The organism is Microbulbifer taiwanensis (assembly GCF_014904815.1).
GTDB lineage: Bacteria > Pseudomonadota > Gammaproteobacteria > Pseudomonadales > Cellvibrionaceae > Microbulbifer > Microbulbifer taiwanensis.
Genome location: NZ_JACZFR010000012.1, coordinates 1 through 19,377, shown reverse-complemented (window position 1 = coordinate 19,377; position 19,377 = coordinate 1). Strand labels below are relative to the sequence as shown.

At 62.9% G+C, this 19,377-nt stretch carries 15 protein-coding genes; 7 read left to right on the top strand and 8 right to left on the bottom strand.

What is annotated here, in order from left to right; translation table 11 throughout:
* Positions 1 to 155 precede the first annotated feature (155 nt).
* The gene (locus tag IG627_RS03885) at positions 156 to 728 is read left to right on the top strand and encodes a GNAT family N-acetyltransferase (RefSeq protein WP_319024496.1); all 573 of its coding nucleotides are present in this window, start codon (positions 156 to 158) and stop codon (positions 726 to 728) included.
* A 137-nt stretch (positions 729 to 865) separates the two neighbouring features.
* On the opposite strand, the gene IG627_RS03880 is transcribed toward IG627_RS03885, so the two are convergent.
* The 8 genes from IG627_RS03880 to gshB form a co-directional block, all read right to left on the bottom strand.
* Positions 866 to 2,116: a heme biosynthesis HemY N-terminal domain-containing protein gene (locus tag IG627_RS03880; protein ID WP_193190162.1), complete on the bottom strand. Its 1,251-nt coding sequence runs from the start codon at positions 2,114 to 2,116 to the stop codon at positions 866 to 868.
* Positions 2,113 to 3,369: a uroporphyrinogen-III C-methyltransferase gene (locus IG627_RS21165; RefSeq protein WP_193190160.1), complete on the bottom strand. Its 1,257-nt coding sequence runs from the start codon at positions 3,367 to 3,369 to the stop codon at positions 2,113 to 2,115. The genes IG627_RS03880 and IG627_RS21165 overlap by 4 nt, the downstream gene beginning before the upstream one ends.
* Positions 3,370 to 3,549: 180 nt before the next feature.
* Positions 3,550 to 4,341: a uroporphyrinogen-III synthase gene (locus tag IG627_RS03870; protein ID WP_193190158.1), complete on the bottom strand. Its 792-nt coding sequence runs from the start codon at positions 4,339 to 4,341 to the stop codon at positions 3,550 to 3,552.
* A gap of 14 nt (positions 4,342 to 4,355) precedes the next feature.
* Positions 4,356 to 5,288: a hydroxymethylbilane synthase gene (gene hemC, locus IG627_RS03865; protein WP_193190156.1), complete on the bottom strand. Its 933-nt coding sequence runs from the start codon at positions 5,286 to 5,288 to the stop codon at positions 4,356 to 4,358.
* Positions 5,289 to 5,369: 81 nt separating this feature from the next.
* Positions 5,370 to 5,795, bottom strand: coding sequence for a Holliday junction resolvase RuvX (ruvX, locus tag IG627_RS03860; protein WP_193190154.1), 426 nt, complete (start codon positions 5,793 to 5,795; stop codon positions 5,370 to 5,372).
* A complete protein-coding gene (locus tag IG627_RS03855; protein ID WP_193190152.1) occupies positions 5,792 to 6,376 on the bottom strand; it encodes a YqgE/AlgH family protein in 585 nt (194 codons plus the stop codon). The genes ruvX and IG627_RS03855 overlap by 4 nt, the downstream gene beginning before the upstream one ends.
* A 32-nt stretch (positions 6,377 to 6,408) precedes the next feature.
* Positions 6,409 to 7,317, bottom strand: coding sequence for an energy transducer TonB (locus tag IG627_RS03850; protein WP_193190150.1), 909 nt, complete (start codon positions 7,315 to 7,317; stop codon positions 6,409 to 6,411).
* Positions 7,318 to 7,382: 65 nt separating this feature from the next.
* Positions 7,383 to 8,339 (bottom strand): glutathione synthase, encoded by a 957-nt coding sequence (gene gshB / locus IG627_RS03845; RefSeq protein WP_193190148.1) that lies wholly within the window; start codon positions 8,337 to 8,339, stop codon positions 7,383 to 7,385.
* A 345-nt stretch (positions 8,340 to 8,684) separates the two neighbouring features.
* Here gshB and pilG point away from each other — a divergent pair, with 345 nt between their 5' ends.
* The 6 genes from pilG to IG627_RS03815 all read left to right on the top strand — a co-directional run bounded on the left by pilG (position 8,685) and on the right by IG627_RS03815 (position 19,350).
* On the top strand, positions 8,685 to 9,080 hold the full coding sequence (pilG, locus tag IG627_RS03840) for a twitching motility response regulator PilG (RefSeq protein WP_067084389.1): 396 nt from the start codon (positions 8,685 to 8,687) through the stop codon (positions 9,078 to 9,080).
* Between the two features lie 254 nt (positions 9,081 to 9,334).
* Positions 9,335 to 9,697: a twitching motility response regulator PilH gene (pilH, locus tag IG627_RS03835; RefSeq protein ID WP_193190146.1), complete on the top strand. Its 363-nt coding sequence runs from the start codon at positions 9,335 to 9,337 to the stop codon at positions 9,695 to 9,697.
* Between the two features lie 16 nt (positions 9,698 to 9,713).
* Entirely contained in the window at positions 9,714 to 10,253 is a 540-nt protein-coding gene (locus IG627_RS03830; protein WP_319024495.1) for a chemotaxis protein CheW, read from the top strand.
* A 167-nt stretch (positions 10,254 to 10,420) separates the two neighbouring features.
* A complete protein-coding gene (locus IG627_RS03825; protein WP_193190142.1) occupies positions 10,421 to 12,565 on the top strand; it encodes a methyl-accepting chemotaxis protein in 2,145 nt (714 codons plus the stop codon).
* 142 nt (positions 12,566 to 12,707) lie between these two features.
* Positions 12,708 to 18,812, top strand: coding sequence for an Hpt domain-containing protein (locus IG627_RS03820; RefSeq protein WP_319024494.1), 6,105 nt, complete (start codon positions 12,708 to 12,710; stop codon positions 18,810 to 18,812).
* Positions 18,813 to 18,873: 61 nt separating this feature from the next.
* Positions 18,874 to 19,350, top strand: a complete 477-nt coding sequence (locus IG627_RS03815) for a chemotaxis protein CheW (RefSeq protein ID WP_193190140.1) — start codon at positions 18,874 to 18,876, stop codon at positions 19,348 to 19,350.
* Positions 19,351 to 19,377: the final 27 nt, after the last annotated feature.

Below are 19,377 nucleotides of genomic sequence, written 5' to 3'. Positions count from 1 at the left end.
TCCAGTTCAAATTCGGCTCACCGGGCCGGTTGACATCATAAAGGAACTGGAGTCGATTCCACGTATACACTCATCACAATAAGAAACCCGATGATTTGCACATAGAAAGCGACTGTGCCTTCCCGCTGTAAAGGGTCGGAGCAGTCCATGAAGAGATGCTTACCAATATGCAAATTTCGACCAAAAGGTTCCTCCTGCGATACTTCGAAGACGCGGAGGTGTCTGCCTTTGTAGCCTATCATGCAGACCCTCGTTCCCACGAATTCTATGGGATAGAGCATCGGGATCCTGAGCATGCGCGGAAGCTGCTGAAATTATTTAAAGACTGGGCCGAAGAGGTGCCCAGGCTGAACTACCAGCTGGCGATTATTCGGCGTGACGTTACTCAGCCGCTGATCGGTTGCTGCGGCCTGCGTACTGGAGAGTCGGAGCCGGGTAGGGCGGAATTGGGTATCGAGTTGGCGCCGGATTTCTGGGGCCGATATCGGTATGCGCTTGAGATAATACAGGCGCTGGTGGAGTTCGGCTTTAATAAGTTGGGACTGCGGGAAATTTACGGCGGTACTGTCAGTGAAAACAGACGCATAGCGCGGCTGGCGGAATCCCTCGGCGCAACGGCGGAGGTCAAGCCGGGCCCGGCGTGGATGGTCGAGCGCGGCTGGTATCAGGTGGAGTGGCGGATCAGCCGGGCGCAGTGGCGCGCCCCGCAACTGTCAGCGGGCCGCTGATCATATCGAAACGTTGCGGAAAGCGCTCAATCGATTGATTGGACAATTTCCGCTCGATAAAGGTGTTACCAGGCTCCGCCTCTGGAGCTAGATGCGCGGTGCCGTCCCAAGAACTGCAGAAAGGTCGGTTATGGAGGTCAGGCCCCGGCGCCCAGCAGCGGGCGCTCCTGGCCGGGCAGCGGTAGCTGCGGCAGGTCGGAGACCGCCTGCATCAGTCCCTCCTCGTAGAGTCTGGCCGCCTGCTCCGTTTCCCCCAGGGCGTGCAGCAGGCGCGCCAGCTCGGCGGAGGTGGCGGGATCCGAGCGCAGCAGCAGGCTCTTCTCGAAATACTGCCGGGCCCGACCCCAGAGTTCATTGCGCAGGCACAGGCGGCCGATACAGGTGAGCAGGTCGGCGTTCTCGCCGTATTCCTTCAGCCAGCCGTCGGCGACGGTGAGTTGGGCTACGGCATCCGCACCGGCGAGGCAGCCGTAGAGCCTGGCCATATCGGCGCGCCACTCGCGGTTGAGCAGCCAGCGCAGTTGCTTCTCCGCTTCCACGTCGTCGCCTATCTGGTGCAACTGTTGCGCGTAGAGGCTGCGCAGTTCCATATTGCGCTGCCAGCGGCCGCTGAGTCCCTGCCAGGTCTCGCGCAGCTTTTCCCTGTCACGGCGGTTGGTGGCGTCCACCAGCTGGTGCTGGTAGACCTCCAGTTCCAGTTGCTGCAGTTCTTCCTCGCGCATATTGGCGTGCTTCTCGAGTTCCGGCAGCAGTTCGCGCAGGCCGTTCCACTCGCCCAGCCGGTAGTAGGCCTGTCGCAACAGTTGCAGCAGGGCGGGGTGCCTGGGCTCCAGCTGCTTGGCCCGCTCGAGGCTGGCGATGCACTGCTCGTAGCGCTTGTCCAGCAGCTGCATGCGCGCCTGGCTGAGGGCAACGGCGAGGCGGGTGTCGTCGCCGCAGGCCTCGGCCTTGGCCAGCAGTTCATTGGCCTCGTCGCGGTAGCCCAGCTCGAAGGCACTGCGCGCGGCGGCGAGGTAGTTGATCAGCGGTGCCTCGGAGCGCGGGGCACTCTTCAGCAGCTGGCGGCGCGCGCGGGCCCAGTTGCCCTCCATAAATTCAACCAGGCCGTTGGTCAGGCGGCGGCGCGCGACCCGCTGGCGACCGAAGCGAATGCGGCTGACGCTGCCGCCGATACCGCGCAGCAGGCTGCGCCCCAGCAGAATGATAAAGAAGAGCGCCAGCAGGCCCAGCAGCAGTGCGATGACCGCAACCCAGAGGTTCACTTCGATGTTCTTGCCGACTTCGCCGCCGATCGCAATCAGCAGGTAGCCGGGGTAGCTGCGGATCATTTCCGTGAGGAAGGCGCCGAACAGCAGCAGCGCCAGCGCGGCAAATAGGAAGCGTTTCACTGGGTGTCACCTCCCTGTGCAGAGGTCTTGTGCAGCTGCTCGATATAGTCGTGCAGTGCCCGCTGTGATGCGGCCAGGCTGGGCAGATCGGCTTCGATAGGCTGCTTGCCCAGTGCCTCCAGTTCGCGCAGCAGTACAGCGCGCTGGCGGTTGTCGGCGCCGTATTCCAGCAGCTGTTCGCGCGCGCTTCGCAGTGCATCCTTGTACACGCTACTGTCGCCGCGCAGCAGGGCCAGCTGGGCCTGCTCCATGTTCAGGCGCAGGCCCTGGCGAAAGCGCGCCTCGCTCTGCGGCGACAGCAATACCGGGTCGATGTCGCCGTCGCGCACGCGCACCGAATCGCGCACGAACTGGCTGAAGTTGTGCCAGCTGCGCCGCCAGGCGGGCGTGTCGGCGGTTTCAGTCTGCGTCTTATTCTCCGCCGGGTCACGGGTGGCGAGATCGAACTGCGGCTGGATACTGACGCGTATCAGCTGATCCTCCAGCGCGCCCAGTTGCAGGTAGAGGCCCTCGCGATCGATATTCTCCACCAGTTTCAGCGCGGCGATATCGCGAGCCAGTTGCTGGCGCACGCCGAAGAGATCCGGCATGTCCACCTGGCGCAATATGCCATCCACTTCCTCCAGCAGGCCCAGGGCGGCGCGGCTGTCGCGCTCCAGCATCAGGCGCTGGTTGGCGAGGCGCAGCAGGTAGTCGGCCTCGGCCAACTGCCAGTCGTCGCGGCTGACATTGCCCAGTTCGCCCAGCCTGCTGCCCTGGGCGGCGACACTGCGTTGCAGGGTGGCCAGCTGCTGTTGCATCTGCACCAGGGTGCGGCTCTGCAGTTGTATCTGGTTGCGCAGCGCCTCGTTTGCCTGCTGCAGTGCCATCGTCGTTTCAGTTTCGCCGCTATCGGGCAGCCCCGGCTGTTCGGCCGGGGTGGACGGCGCCGGTGCTTCGGGCTCGACGGCGGTGGTCTCGGTGGCAGCTTCGGCTTCTGTCGGACGGGGATCTGAACCGGATTGGCGATTGGCGGGCAGAAAATCCAGATGTTCGGCCAGCGTATTCTGCAGTTGCGGCCAGTTGAACCAGCCCCAGGCGCCGAGGCCGCCGAGGACCGCGACGAACAACAGCAGCCAGAGCCAGCCCCGGCCGCTCCGGGCACTTTTGCTGTCACCCTTCGTGTGTTTGCCGGCGCCTTTCCCGGTGGACTTTTCCTGCGCGGCCTTGGCGAAGTTACTCTTGGGTTCCGCCTTGTCGGTGACTGTCGGCACCTTGGTTCCCTCCGTTTGCGGATCCTCTTTTGAGGATTGGGCGGCGTCTCTGGATTTGTCGTCAGTCATGGGTGTGGCGGCGCGGAGGTAGAAAATGTCGTCAAATTATAGCGAGTGGCGGCATGCTTTATACGACCTGTGGCGCCCTTTTAAAATTTTTTACTCAGACTGGGCGGAAAATCAATCAACTCGACCCAGCGCTGCCTGCAGTGCTTCCAGCATGGCGGCGTCGCCGGCGTTGCGGGCGGCACTGGCCAGGTCGAAGCCGAGGCTGCGCGCCTGTGCGGCGACGCGCTGACTGGGGCATACGAGCGGTACCTCAAACAGCGCAACGCGGCCGCTGCGGTGAATGCACTGCACCAGGTTGTCCAGTGTCTCGCCGCTGTGCACGCTGATGGCATCCGGCCGCGCCGCGTATTGCGCCAGCCGACCGGCGGCGTGCGCGGGCAGGGCGCGGCGGTAGAGTTCGCAGTATTCGACCCGTGCGCCGCGCGCGCGCAGGGTGTCGCCGATCAGAGTGCGGCCGCCGCTGCCGCGAAAAATCAGGATGCGCTGGTCCGCGACATTCTGAAGTGTCGGCAGGGCCAGCAGTGCCTCGCTGTCCATGGTGTCGGGTGCGCCGTCGCCGCCACCGGCGCATGCTGCTCCCCGCTTTTGCAGCGCCAGTGCGGTGGCTGCGCCTATGGCGTAGTAGCGCGGACCTAATGGCAGCTGTGGCCAGAAGTCCTCGAGCCAGTCGAAGCCCAGCCGCACGGCGTTCTGGGATACGAAGATGGCGTGATCAGTCTGGTCGAAATCGAGAATCTGCCGCTTGATGGCCTGCAGTTGCGGGCCGCTGTCGATCGGCTCTATGGCCAGCATCGGGATGCTGTCCACTTCGGCACCGGCGGCGCACAGCAGGTCACACCAGCCGCGGGACTGGTGCGCGGGGCGGGTGATCAGTATGCGTTTGCCGCGCAGCTCGACTCGCACTGCAGTGCCCTGAGTCAGAGTGCGGCGAGAATCTTGTCGGCGCCGGAGGACAGCAGTTCCTCCGCCAGGGCCGTACCCATGCGCTCGCCGTCCCCGGCCGCACCGCGGCACTCGGCGCGCACCAGGGTGCGGCCGTCGGGGCTGCCGACCAGGCCGCGCAGCCACAGTTCCTCCCCTTCCCCGTTTTCATCAAGGAGCTGTGCGTAGCAGCCGATCGGGATCTGGCAGCCGCCGTTCAGGCGCTTGACCAGCGCCCGCTCTGCCGCCAGGCGCGCGGCAGTGGTGTCGCAGTGCAGGGGTTGCAGCAGTGCTTCCAGATCGCCGTCGCGGCGGCACTCGATACCCACGGCGCCCTGGCCGCCGGCGGGCAGCAGGACTTCCGGGGCGAGGAAGTCGCGGATGCGCTCGCGCATCTCCAGGCGCAGCAGACCGGCGGAGGCGAGCACGATGGCGTCGAAGTCACCGGCATCCAGCTTGGCCAGGCGGGTATTGACGTTGCCACGCAGGAATTTCACTTCGAGGTCCGGGCGGCGCGCCAGTATCTGGCACTGGCGGCGCAGGCTGGAGGTGCCGACTATAGCGCCCTCGGGCAGCTCGTCGAGACTGGCGTAGTGATTGCTCACAAAGGCGTCGCGGGGATCCTCGCGCTCGCAGATCACCGGCAGGTGCAGGCCGTCGGGAAACTCCATCGGCACGTCTTTCATCGAGTGCACGGCGATATCGGCGCGCCCCTCGAGCATGGCCACCTCCAGCTCCTTGACGAACAGGCCCTTGCCGCCGACCTTGGCCAGCGGAATGTCCAGCAACTTGTCGCCGCGGCTGGTGAGCGGCAGCAGCTCGATACGCAGTTCGGGGTGCGTCTGCTGCAGCCGGTCCTTGACGTAGTTGGCCTGCCAGAGGGCGAGGGCGCTCTCGCGGGTGGCGATACGGATATGGGTGATGGACATGCGGCTCGGTCGCTTGGGAAATGGGCGGGAGATTGTAGCAGAGTGGTCAGTGGTTGGTGATGTGGGGGCGGCAACCGTTTGCTAACCACTATGAGCGCGCAGCCAGTCCTCGAGGAAGATGCGCGCGGCGATGGAATCCACCGGATCCTGCGCATAGTTGCCCCGGTGGCCGCGCTCAAATGCCTCTTCCTTGGCGGCGCGGGTGCTGAGGCGCTCATCGACATATTCGACCGGCAGGCCGGTGCGGCCGTGCAGGCGCTGGCCGAACTTGCGTGCGCGGGCGCCGAAGTCGCTCTCGCTGCCGTCCATATTCAGCGGCAGGCCCACCAGCAGGTACTGGGGCCGCCATTCATCAACCAGCTTTTGCACCCTGTCCCAGTCCGGCTTGCCGTCCTTTGCCGGCAGCGGTGTCAGCTCGCGCGCGCTGCCGGTCAGGCTCTGGCCGAAGGCGAGGCCGATGGAACGGGTGCCGAAATCGAAGGCCAGGGCCGTTACCGGTTTGCTCACGCGTGTCCCGCCTGGGAGCCTATTCCCGTGAGGTCTATGCCGTGGCGCGCGGCCGCCTTGTGCCAGCGCTTCTGCCAGGGGGTGGCAAAGAGGATTTCCGGTTCTGCCGGCAGGGTCAGCCAGGCATTTTCCGCCAGCTCCTCTTCCAGTTGTCCCGGCCCCCAGCCGGCGTAACCCAGCGCCAGCAGCACGTCATCCGGGCCGCGGCCGGCGGCGAGGGACTCGAGGATATCCTTGGAGGCGGTGAGGCTGATGTCGCCGTTGATCTCCACCGTGGAGTCGAACTTCATCCCGGTGCCGTGCAGTACAAAGCCCTGTTCCGGCGACATGGGCCCGCCCAGCAATACCGTCTCGTCGCCGCGCAGGCTGGCGTCCTCCAGCGACAGCTGGTCGAAGACTTCCTTCCAGTGCACCTTGCTGGGGGTATTGACGACGATGGCCATGGCGCCCTCGTCGGTATGTTCCACCATAAAGGCGATGGTCTGCTTGAAGCGCGGGTCCTGCATGCCCGGCATGGCCAGCAGGAACTGGCCGCGCAGGCCGCCGTGGGTCAGGTCGCTATCGATACTGGTGTGATTCATAGTGTCAGTCTAGGCAGGCACAAATGCTGATTTTAGCCGCGCTTGGGCAGCTCGCCGGCGGCGGTGGAAAAGCCGGTCATCTCGAAGCGCCAGGTGCGGATGATTTCGAGGCGGTCGGCCTCCTTGCGGATCTCCGCCGGGAAGGGCGCGAACGGCGCGGCCAGGCGCACTATCTGCTGCGCCGCGTCGTCGAGGATTCGCTCGCCGGAGGATTCCAGAATCACCACCTCTTCCACCGCGCCGGTGGGCAATAGTCGCACCATCATGCGCAGGCTGCCGGTGATCTGACGCTGCAGTGCTTCCTCCGGGAAGTTGTCATTGCCCACGGATTCCACCTTTTGCCGCCAGCCGTGCAGGTAGGCGGCGTCTGCCGAGGCCCTGGTGGCCACCGAGGTCAGGCGGCGCACGCGCGGACGTTGGGCGATGGTCTGGCGGATCTTGTCCAGGCGCGCCTGCAGGCTGGCAACTTCGGGGTTGGTCATCGGCAGGTCGCTGGGGGCATCGCCACGCTTCTCGTCGGAGGGTTTGTCTTCGGCCGGCAGCTCCGGTGCCCGCTGCGGGCTGTCACCGATGGTGGTCACCAGCTGGCGGCGCTGGTCTGCCGGCCGCGCGGCCTGCTGCTGCGGCAGTGGGTTGATTTCGCGGATCGCGGTGTCGGCGATCTCGGCTCGGCGATTACTGGACAGCTCCTTCGGTGTATCGGCGGTGCCACTGGCCTGCTGATTGTGCTGGGCCAGGTAGTCGGCGTCCTCTGGTGCCTGTGCCGTGTGGTGCTGAGCCAGAGTCACTTCCAGTGTCGGGGGCGCCTGCCGGCCCTCGGGCGCGGCGAAGGCCACGCCGAAGATCAGCAGGGCGTGGAAGGCGCCGGCGAGAAACAGGGCGAACACAAAGCGTTCTTGCTGGGCGGCCTGGAGTTGCGTGCTGTTGGCGGTCGAATTCATTGTTCGTTATTGGTTACTGCTTTTTATGTTCCGCTCAGCCCGCTCGCTGACTGAGGCCGACCAGTTTACTCTTTTTCTTTCAACCGGTCTGTGATGGCGCTCATCAGCAGGCCGCCAATATCGGTGCCGTAGGCGGCGTCGATTTCGCGCACGCAGGTGGGGCTGGTGACATTGATTTCGGTCAAATAATCGCCGATCACATCCAGGCCGACAAACAGCAGTCCTCTCTCTTTCAGTACCGGCGCCACTTGTTCGACGATCCAGCGGTCGTGATCGGAAAGCGGCCTCGCTTCGCCGCGCCCGCCGGCGGCCAGGTTGCCGCGGGTCTCGCCGGCCTCGGGGATGCGCGCCAGGCAATAGGGCACCGCTTCGCCGTTCACCACCAGTATGCGCTTGTCGCCCTGTTTGATTTCCGGGATGTAGCGCTGGCCCATGATCTGTTTGCGGCCATTGTCGGTAAGCATTTCCAGGATTGCTCCCAGGTTGGCGCCGTCCGGTTTGCAGTGGAAGACGCCGCTGCCCCCCATGCCATCCAGCGGTTTGAAGATGACATCCCTTTGACGTTGGTGGAAGGTCCTCAACATCTGCATGTCCCGGCTGACGATCAGCGGCGGGCAGCACTGGGGAAAACTGGTGGCAAAAATCTTCTCGTTGCAGTCGCGCAGCGCCTGGGGGCTGTTCACCACCAGGGTGCCTTCCCGCTCCGCTGCCTCGAGTATATAGGTGGAGTAGATGTACTCGTTGTCGAACGGCGGGTCCACCCGCATCAGCATTGAGTCGAGGTCGCCCAGTGGCTGTTCCGCAGCCTCTCCCAGCTCAAACCAGTTCTGTGGGTCGTCGAATACCTGCAGCGACCGGCCGCGGCCCATGGCCCGGCCTCCATCCAGGTAGAGGTCGCCCTGTTCGAAATAAAACAATTGAAAGCCGCTGCGCTGTGCGGCCTGTAACAGCGCCAGGGTAGTGTCTTTCTTAAAATGGATATTGGCGATGGGGTCCATCACCACGCCGAGGGAATAACTCATACCGGTATCCGTGCTGGTTGGGAATTGGGATTGGGCGCTGCGGCTCGTCGGGCATACTGCGGCCGGCCTTGTAAATAAGGTAAGAGTTGCCCGCCGCTGGCGCAACCGTTTGCTCACCGACCATTGAGCGCATTCAGGGATAGCGCTGGCGACAAATTGTACGACGGTGTCGCAGGGCTGGCGCGTCCGGTAGATTCACTTGGGGTTCTGTGATAAAAGTTCCTTCTTATGTGCGACCTCAAACAACTGAGGCGTCCAGACCCTGCAAGTGGTTGAACAAAGGGTACTCCCGACAACGCTTCCAGGCGTGCCCGAAAATAAGTAAACAGGGGATTCAATAACACTATGGAGCTTAACTGGGAAAGCCTGACGGTAATGGTGATCGACGATAGCAAGACGATTCGCCGCACCGCCGAGACCCTGCTGCAAAAGGCGGGTTGCACGGTGGTTACCGCCACAGATGGTTTCGATGCGCTGGCGAAAATTGCCGACTCCCGTCCGGATATCATTTTCGTCGATATCATGATGCCCCGCCTGGACGGCTATCAGACCTGCGCGCTGATCAAAAACAATAGCGAATTCCGCTCCACACCGGTGGTCATGCTGTCTAGTAAGGATGGCCTGTTCGACAAGGCCAAGGGGCGCGTGGTCGGCTGCGATCAATATTTGACCAAGCCGTTTAGCAAAAGCGAACTGCTGGGTGCAATATCCGCGCACGCCAAACCGCATCACGCGGCCTGAGGACTGGATAGGCAATGCATTGTGACTTTGTTGGCACGGCTGGCGTAGAATAGGTTCCACAGTCGGCCACAACACGGTCGCGGATACAAAATCAAACACTGTCAGCTTCTTTTTGGGAGCTTGGGCAGGAAAGTCAATCAATCAAGGGTGAGCGAGCGGTGCCGGATACAGTGCGCTGCTCGCAAAAACGACAACAAACCTGCACGGCGCCCACAGTTGTGCCGCTGCAGACAAGAAAATGTCGCGGGGAAAAAATGGCAAGAGTATTAATCGTTGACGACTCTCCAACCGAAACACACAAGCTGACCACCATGCTGGAGAAGAACGGTCACGCCGTAATCGCAGCTGCTACCGGTGAAAACGGCCTGGATGTTGCGCGCGAACAGCGCCCCGATGTGATCCTGATGGATATCGTGATGCCGGGCCTGAATGGCTTCCAGGCCACGCGCCAGCTGAGCAAGGACGGCGATACGGCAGGTATCCCGATTATCATAGTGACCACCAAGGACCAGGACACCGACCGCGTCTGGGGAATGCGCCAGGGGGCCCGCGCCTACCTGACCAAGCCCGTGGATGAGGGCAAGCTACTGGGCACTATCGAGGAGGTGTTGGCCTGAGGCCAGCTGCAGACGAGTGCCGTCACAGACCCCCTATCTCGCACTGGTTGATATCGCCAGGCGCGCCAAGGCGCAGGCTGCCGGCCTGCCGGGCCGCCAGGAAGTAAAACCCTACTGGACCGGTATCGGTTTCTCACTGCTGGGCCACCGCTTTGTCGCTTCTATGGATGAAGTGGTGGAACTGCTCGAAGTTCCACAACATACCTTTATTCCCGGTGCTCAGCCCTGGGTGCGCGGCGTGGCCAACGTGCGCGGCCGCCTGCTGCCGCTGTTCGATATGGCGGGCTTCTTCGGCGGCCATCTCAGCGGGCCGCGCCAGCGACGTCGCGTGCTGGTGGTGGAGCACGAGAAAATGTATGCCGGTTTGATCGTCGACGAACTGCACGGCATGCAGCACCTGGCGCTCGAGTATGCCAGGCATGCACCGGGCGATCTGCTGGAACCCTTTTCACCCATGGTGAGCGGGCAGTTCGAGTTGCAGCAGGGTCGATGGCTGGTCTTCGACATGCAGGCGTTGATCAATGATTTCCAATTCATGGATGCCGCGGCTCATTAACTGAGTGGACGCGGCATTCTGACTTTCCCGCGAGGGAAAAATTCCGGGCAGTTCCGCCAAAGTGTGCGTGAGCGCACATTGGTTGTGAGGGGTGTTCCGGGCAAAGCGTTATGTTTAGTGGTGACAAAAAGAATTGGCCTGAAGCACAGGTCCGCCAGGAGTAAACTATGAAAACAGGCTCCCAGAGTTCCTTCTCCGCGCTGCGCAGTAACCCTGCGGCGTTGTTTATGGGTCTGCTGGTACTCGCCACACTGGCGGGGTTGATTGTCAGTATCTACCTGGTGCAGACCCAGGGCGACCGCGATAAAGAGTACCTGCAGCAGGTTGCTGAGTTGCGCGCACTTTCCTACCAGGTCGTGTCCTATGCGCCGGCGGCCACCGCCGGTGACGAAGAGGCCTTTGCCGAGCTGGAAAAAGTGGTCGGCCAAATGGCCGGCACCTGGAGTCAGCTGCAGGGTGCCGATGCCGGTACCCGCCGCGCGTTGACCTCCGAGCTGGCCGCCTATGGCCAGGTCTGGCAACAGGTACGCGAGCAGGCCGACACCATTGTTGGCAACAAGGACTCGATCATCTTCCTGAACGATGTGGCCAGTACCCTGAACGACTCGCTGCCGGAACTACAGGCAGAGCACAACAACATCGTGGAGATCCTGCTGGCCAACAATGCCCCGGCCAACCAGGTGGAGCAGGCACAGCTGCAGGTGTGGCGCGCGGAGCGTATCGGCCGGAACATCGACAAGATGCTGCAGGGCGGCGACGATGCGGAGTCCGCGGCAGACCAGTTCAATACCGACGCCAGTCTCTTTGGTAAGGTGGTTGAGGGCATGAAGGGCGGTGACGTGGTGATGGGTATCTCCCGCGTGACCGACGAAGAGGCCCGCCAGTCCCTGGACGAAATTACCGAACTGTTCGAGTTCGTGAGCTCGTCGGTGCGCGAGATCTTTGAGGCCACTCCGGCACTGTTCGCCACTCGCCAGGCCGCAGACGGTATCCAGGTTTCCTCGCCGCAGCTGCTGGAAGCATTGAATACACTGAACGACCGCATCGTTAACCTGTCCGGCGAGCGTCAGCCGAACAACCAGACCATCGCCATCATCGCCGGTGTCTTCGTACTGCTGATCTTCGGTATGATGATCGCGGCCTTCTCCGGTACCCGCCGCAGCCTGCGCGAAGAGTCCGATACCAACGAGCGCAACCAGCAGGCGATTATGCAGCTGCTGGATGAGCTGGCCGATCTCGCCGATGGTGACTTGACCACCTCGGCAACGGTAACCGAGGCCTTCACCGGTGCCATCGCCGACTCCATCAACTACACCATCGACCAACTGCGTGTGCTGGTGTCGCGAATCAATGGTGCAGCGCAGGAAGTATCCGGCCTGTCCCAGGAAACCCAGCAGACTGCCCTGCACCTGGCCGAGGCCTCCGAGCACCAGGCACAGGAGATTGCCGGTGCCTCTGCGGCCGTGAACGAAATGGCCGTGACCATCGACCAGGTATCTGCTAACGCCGCCGAATCGGCCCAGGTAGCGGAGCGCTCGGTACAGATCGCGAGCAACGGTGCCAAGGTGGTGCAGAACACCATCAAGGGCATGGATACCATCCGCGAGCAGATCCAGGATACCTCTAAGCGAATCAAGCGACTGGGTGAGTCCTCGCAGGAGATCGGCGATATCGTAAGCCTGATTAACGACATTGCCGACCAGACCAACATCCTCGCCCTGAACGCCGCCATCCAGGCGAGCATGGCCGGCGACGCGGGCCGCGGCTTCGCGGTGGTTGCGGACGAGGTGCAGCGCCTCGCGGAGAGATCCGCCGCCGCGACCAAGCAGATCGAGGGCCTGGTTAAAGCCATTCAGTCGGACACCAACGAGGCGGTAGTCTCGATGGAGCAGACCACTACCGAGGTGGTGCGTGGTGCCCGCCTGGCCCAGGACGCCGGTGTTGCCCTGGAAGAAATTGAGGGCGTATCCACCAACCTGGCTGCGTTGATCCAGAACATCTCCAACGCCGCCCGCCAGCAGGCGTCCTCCGCCGGCCACATCTCCAACACGATGAACGTGATTCAGGAGATTACCTCGCAGACCTCTGCCGGTACCCAGGCCACGGCCCAATCCATTGGTAATCTGGCCAAGACCGCCAACGCCCTGCGTGAATCCGTTGCCGGCTTCAAGCTGCCAAGTGATGAAAGCGTCGAGGAGACGGGTGAACTGTACGATGTGGAACTGCCGGAAGTACCCGAGGACGATTTCCCGCTGCTGGACAGCGAGGAAACAGAGGTCCTGGAAGAGCGTGAAGACCGGGCCCTGGCCTGATTCAACGCAAGTTAGTTCTATGCCCGGTGCCAGTGTGTGCCGGGTTGAAGAGGCGCACGGAATCGCTTCCGGAAACTGGCGGCCACAGGTCCGCCCCCGGAGTATTGCGCCAGCGTACAGACTGAATTACTGAGGACTTGGCGTGAGTCACGACAATCCCAACTTCCTGGCCCTGGATTGGCTGACGGGTGAAATCAATGAAACGCTGGCGCAGGCGCGCCAGCAGCTGGAAACTTTCGCCTCGAACGCCGGTGGCGCTGATAGCGAATCCACGGCGGGCGATACGGCGCTGCTGAGGAACTGTCACGACCTGATTCACCAGGTACACGGCAGCCTGCATATGGCAGAGCTGACCGGCGCCGCGATGCTCGCCGAAGAGATGGAGCAGCTGGTGCAGGCGCTGACCAGCGGTGAAGTGGAAAACAGTGACGAAACGCGCGAGTTCCTGATGCGCGCCCTGCTCGAGCTGCCGCTGTACCTGGAAAAAGTCGCCTACCAGCGCCGCGACAACGCGGTGCTGCTGCTGCCGCTACTCAATGATTTGCGCGCGGTGCGCCGCGAACGCCTGATTACCGAGGGCGTGCTCTTCTCCCCCGATCTTTCCTCGCTGGACAGCTTCAGCGGCAAACGACAGCCCCTCACCAGTGACAATGCCAAGTTGCAGGAGCTGGTGGGCAAGCTGCGCAAGATGTATCACGTGGCCGGTGCCGGCCTGATTCGCGACGTCAACAGTGGTGAGAGTCTCGCCTACCTGGTCAAGGTGACCGAGAAGATGTCGCTGCTGTACAGCGGCAGCCCGCGCCAGTCCCTGTGGCAGACTCTGCTTGGCATTTTCGAAGCGATCGGTGAACACCGACTCAATGTATTGCCGGCGTTACGCCAGTTGCTGCGTCGCATCGATGTGGAATTCCGCCTGTTGCAGGGCCGCGGTGCAAAGGTACTGGATGCGCGCCTGGATCGCGACCTGGTGCGCAATCTGCTGTTTTACGTCTACCTGGCCGGCCCCAACGGGCCTCGCTGTCAGTCCCTGTACAAAAAATTTGCACTGGACAAGGCTGTGCCCGGCACGCCGCGCCCGGACACAGAAGACGCTCTGGCCATGGGGCCCGAAGCGCTGGGCACCGCGGTGACGGCGCTGCGCGAAGAGCTGCAGATGGTGCGCGATGCGCTGGAGCCCGGCGTCGCCGGCGCAGAAAAGCCGCCACTGTCGGATACCGCCGCAATCGCCAAGCGGCTGGCGGATACCCTCGGGGTGCTCGGGCTGGAAAACCAGCGCGGCAGGGCGCGCGCTATCTACGAGTGCCTGCGCGACGCCTCTCGGGGCGGGGACGCCGATGAGCTGTTGATGCGCGCTGCCGGTGACCTGGTGCAGTTGGACTCCGCACTTGCCAATGCCGTAGCGCGCAACAAGAAAGTCGACAGTGAACAGCCGCTGATGGGCGACGCCACTGATACGGTGTTGCGCGAGGCACGGCTGGCCCTGGAAGCGGTCAAAGAGGCGGTGGTGGAGTACATCGCCAGCCACTGGGATATCAGTTACCTGAACCGGGTTCCGGAGCGGTTGCAGGAAGTCTGCGGCGGTTTGGATATGGTGGGTTATAGCCGTGCCGGCGAAATTGTCGGTGCCTGTAAGCGCTATATCTCCGAGCAGCTGATTGACGCTGCCGAGCAGCCGGAATGGAAGCTCCTCGACACCCTGGCCGATGCCATTACCAGCGTCGAGTACTATCTGGAGCGCCGTGCCGACGGTATCGAAGACGCCGATATGCTGCTTGCGCTGGCGGAAGACAGTGTCGCCACCCTCGGTTTTGCGGTGACCGACGAGAGCCTGGTCTCGGCGACGTCAGAGACGCCCGTGGATGCCCAGCCGGATTACAGCTCTGTGGAAGAAGCAGCGGTACTCGACGGCTTCGATGCAGATTTTTCCGAGAGCGGGGTCGCAGCGCCATCGGCAGAAGAGGCGCCCGCGGTTGTTTCGGAAGAGGACAATTGGTTTGCCGCCGTGGAACTGACAGAGCCGGCGGGCCCCGGAAGTGTCGAGGCGGAAAAGGCAAGCGCGGAAGCTGAAATCGCGATCGAAACTACAGTGTTGCCCGTCGAAGCAGTCGCTGCGCCGGCGCCGGTAGAGGCAGAAGATGACGACAGCCTGATCGACGACGAAATCGTCGAGATTTTCCTTGAAGAGGCCGCAGAGGTCCTCGAGACAATTGGCCAGTATTTCCCTGTATGGGCCGCCAACTTTGCCGATCGCGAGGCGCTGGTGGAATTCCGTCGCGGTTTCCACACCCTCAAGGGGTCCGGCCGTATGGTCGAGGCGCTGGAAATCGGCGAGCTGGCCTGGGCCGTGGAAAACATGCTCAACCGGGTGATCGACGATACCGTCAAACCGGGTCGTGTCCACGTAGAGCTTATCGAGCGGGTGCGCCAGAAACTGCCATCCATGATCGATGGTTTTCGCCGTGGCAGCGGCGATCCGGAGCCAGAGCGCACCGCACAGCTGGAAGACTGGGCGCAGCAGCTGTCCCGCGGCGAATTGCCCGCGGACCTGCAGCTGCCCGCGGTATCCATTGAGCCCGCCGCGGAACAGGATGAAGCGCCGGAGATTACCGAAGACAACGACCAGTTGTGGGAGATCTTCGCCCAGGAAGCGGAAACCCACCTGGTGACCGTGGAAGAGTTCCTCGCCGAAATGCGCGCGGCCGCCCCGCTGTACGGCGTGCCCTCCGATCCTCTGCATCGCGCCCTGCACACCCTGAAGGGTTCCGCGCATATGGCCGAGGTAACCGTCGTGGCGCAGCTGGTGGCACCACTTGAGCGCTTTGCCAAGGAGCTGCGCACCTACCAGGTGGCGATCGACGCGGATATCTATGAATTGATCAGCGACGGCGGCGATTATGTGCGCGAAGTACTGGCGCAGATCCGCGCCGGTGAGCCGCTGGTTATCGAGAGATCCGAACAGTTCCTCGCGCGCGTGGCCGAACTGCAGGAGCTCGCCGTCGGCCACCTGATCCGCGAGCGCGAGGCCAACGAGCCCAGGGCGGTGGATCCGCAATTGCTCGCGGTCATTATGGCCGATGGCATGCGCGTGCTGCTGGATGCGGACCAGATGCTGAACCAGTGGCGCACCCACCCCGGGGACAGATCCCTGTTGACACCGGTCGCCGAAGAACTGGATGTTTTGCAGGAGGCCGCCAGTCGCGCGCAACTGCCGACATTGGCGGAGCTTTCGCAACTACTGCTCGATGTCTACCGCAAAGTCATCGACGGCCGCCTGGAAGAGGAGCCCGCACTCTGGGCCGCCCTGGAGCAGGGCCACAATGAATTGCTGGACCTGGTCGATGCGGTCGCCGCGGCGCAGGACCTGCCCGAAGTCAGCGAGGCAGTGGGCGAAGCGCTGCGCTACCTGGCACAGGATGAGGCTGCGCCAGCGGACGAGGACGACTACGACCTGTCCGAGTACGGTATCGACAGTACCGATCTGCCCGCAGCGGAGGAGACCGCTCAAGCCACAGTCACAGGGGGCGATGCGGACTTCGGTGAATTGAGCTTTGACGACCTGCTGGCCGCAGAAGCGCAGGTACAGGAAGCGCAAACGGTCGCCAAACTGCCCGCAATTGAAGAACAGGAATTGCCGCCGGTTGCGTCAGAAGAGCCCGAAGAACCGGTCGCAGCGGTAACCGAGACCCCGCCGAGTCAAGTGACTGAGTCAGCCAGCGCTGCTCCGAGCGACGGTGAATTGCAGAAGCTGCTGGCGGACATCGATCCGGATGTGGTCGATGTCTTTATGGAAGAGGCGGGCGACCTGATCGATGAGCTCGAGGAGTTGATCCAGGGCTGGGAGCAGGCTCCCGCAGATCACAGCCAGGCTGAGGCTTTAAAGCGTGTTCTGCACACCTTCAAGGGCGGTGCGCGCATGGCCGGCCTGATGGGTCTTGGCGAAGTGGCGCACCGCTTCGAGACGGTGATCGAGGGCATGCGCGGCAACGCTGAACCCTCGACCGAATTCTTCGCCGACGCCCACGCGATTTACGATCGCGTCGCGGCCGGCGTGGAGACGGTTCGCGCCTGGATGATGGGAGACCGGCTCGAGGCTTTTACCCAGTTGCTCTCCCCCAGCTGGGCCGATGGACAGTTGGCGCATGAAGTTGCTCCGCTGGGGTTGAATTCGGCAGACTGGAATTCAGACTCCCGGGACCTGCCGGCGACCGGGGAAGTGGCGGACGAGCCCGAAGTGCTGCCGCCAGTGGAAGAGGTGCGCGAGGGGACTGTCGAATCTGCACAGCTGCCGGAAACGGTGTCGACGGAGTCCGGCGCAGAAAGCGCGAGTAATGTGCTGCCATTTGTACGCAAGAAGGACAGTGTCAGCGAGCGCGAGTCCGGCGCGCCGTCGAGGGGGCAACCCCAGGAGATGGTGCGCGTCGCCGCCGAACTGTTGGAGGAGCTGGTTAACCTGGCCGGTGAAACCTCTATCTCCCGCGGGCGCCTGGAAGAGCAGGTCAGTGATTTCGGCCTCGCGCTGGATGAGATGGATGCGACCCTGACGCGCCTGAATGAACAGTTGCGCCGCCTGGATATGGAAACCGAGGCGCAGATACTGTTCCGTCAGGAACAGCTGGCGGAGCAGGACGGTGACTTCGACCCGCTGGAAATGGACCGCTACTCGTCCATCCAGCAATTATCGCGTTCACTGCTCGAGTCCACCTCGGATCTGCTGGAGCTGCGCACCACCCTCGGCAACAAGGCGCGCGACACAGAGACGTTGCTACTGCAGCAATCGCGGGTGAATACCGAACTGCAGGAGGGCCTGATGCGCAGTCGCATGGTGCCCTTCTCGCGCCTGGTGCCGCGACTGCGCCGTATTGTGCGGCAGGTGAGCGCCGAGCTGGGCAAGCAGGTTGATCTGGTGTTCTCCAATGTCGAGGGCGAGCTGGACAGGTCCATGCTGGAGCGCATGGTGGCGCCGCTGGAGCATATGCTGCGTAATGCGGTGGACCACGGTATTGAGATGCCCCGGGAGCGCGCCGCTACCGGCAAGCCGGAGCGTGGACGTATCAATGTCGCCCTGGCCCGCGAGGGCAGTGAGGTAGTGCTCACTATCAATGACGACGGCGCCGGTATCAATCTGATGAAGGTGCGCGAGAAGGCGGTGGAAAGCGGCCTGATGCGCCCGGATGCGGAATTGTCCAACAACGAGATTCTGCAGTTCATCCTGCAGGCGGGTTTCAGTACTGCCGACAAGGTCACACAGATTTCCGGCCGCGGTGTGGGCATGGACGTGGTGTCCGCTGAGATCAAGCAGATTGGCGGCAGCGTACATATCAATTCGCAGACGGGCCAGGGCACCGAGTTTGTCGTGCGACTGCCGTTTACGGTGTCGGTTAACCGCGCACTGATGGTGAGGATAGGCGACGACCTGTTCGCGCTGCCGCTGAACACCATCGAGGGTATAGTGCGCCTGAGCCCCTTCGAGCTGGAGCACTATTACCGCTCCAGTGACGCCCGTTTCGAATACGCCGGCGAACCTTACCAGGTGAGTTATTTTGGCACTCTGCTGCAATCCGAGGCTCAGCCCAAGCTGAGCGTGGAAGATATGCAGCTGCCGGTACTGCTGGTGCGCTCCGAAGGCCACGCGATGGCGCTGCAGGTGGATGCGATCATGGGCAGCCGCGAGATCGTGGTAAAGAGCCTGGGGCCACAGTTCGCCAGCGTGCAGGGCGTCTCCGGTGCCACGGTAACCGGTGATGGCACCGTAGTGGTGATCCTCGATGCCCACGCCCTGCTGCGTCGCCAGGCCGCGCAACTGGCGCGTCCGGAGATGCCGCAGTTGCAGGTTGAATCCAAGCTGCAGCCGGAACCGGTGGAGCGCCAGCAGACGGTGATGGTGGTGGACGACTCGGTAACCGTGCGCAAGGTAACTTCGCGTTTCCTCGAGCGAGAGGGCTACCTGGTGAGCACCGCCAAAGACGGCCAGGACGCGGTTATCCAGTTGCAGGACCATATTCCGGACCTGATTCTGCTGGATATCGAGATGCCGCGTATGGACGGTTTCGAGGTGGCGCGTCACATTCGTTCCAGCAGCCGCCTGCGCGATATCCCGATCGTGATGATCACCTCGCGTACCGGTAAGAAGCACCGCGACCACGCCCTGTCACTGGGGGTCAATCACTACCTGGGCAAGCCCTACCAGGAAGAGGTTTTGCTGGAGGCGATTCGCGAATATACCGGCGAGTCGCTGGTCGGTGGTTAGCGGATCGCGCCCACGGTGAGGGGGCGGCGGTCGTGGAAAATTAATGCAAAAGAGATTGGCGATGAGTGGAGTTGAAGCACTGCCGGTAGATGTGCCGCAGGAAGTGAGCAGCCTGTTGTTGCCGCTGGCGGATGGACAGTTGCTGGTGCCGGTGGACACATTATCGGAAGTGATCGCCATGCAGACGCCGGTGGCAGCCTACGACGCGCCGCCGTGGTACCTGGGTGAGCTCAACTGGCGTGAGCAGCGACTGCCGCTGTTGTCCTTCGAAGTCATGCGCGGCCAGCCGCTGGCTTCTGCCACTGATAGCGGGCGCATCGCCGTTCTCAGCAGCGGCAATCCCCAGGGGGATCTGCCGTTTTTCGCCCTGGTCCTGGCCGGCACTCCGCGCCTGGTGCGCGTCACGCCCGATGAGCTGGCAGGCCGTGAACAATCCTGTCGGCAGGGCGAGCTGATGCACGTGGCACTGTCTGGCGAAGAGGCGGTCATTCCGGACCTCGCCGGGCTGGAGCGCGCACGGCGTCGGTGTACGAGCTAGGGGCGGAAAACGGGAGGCGACACCCGC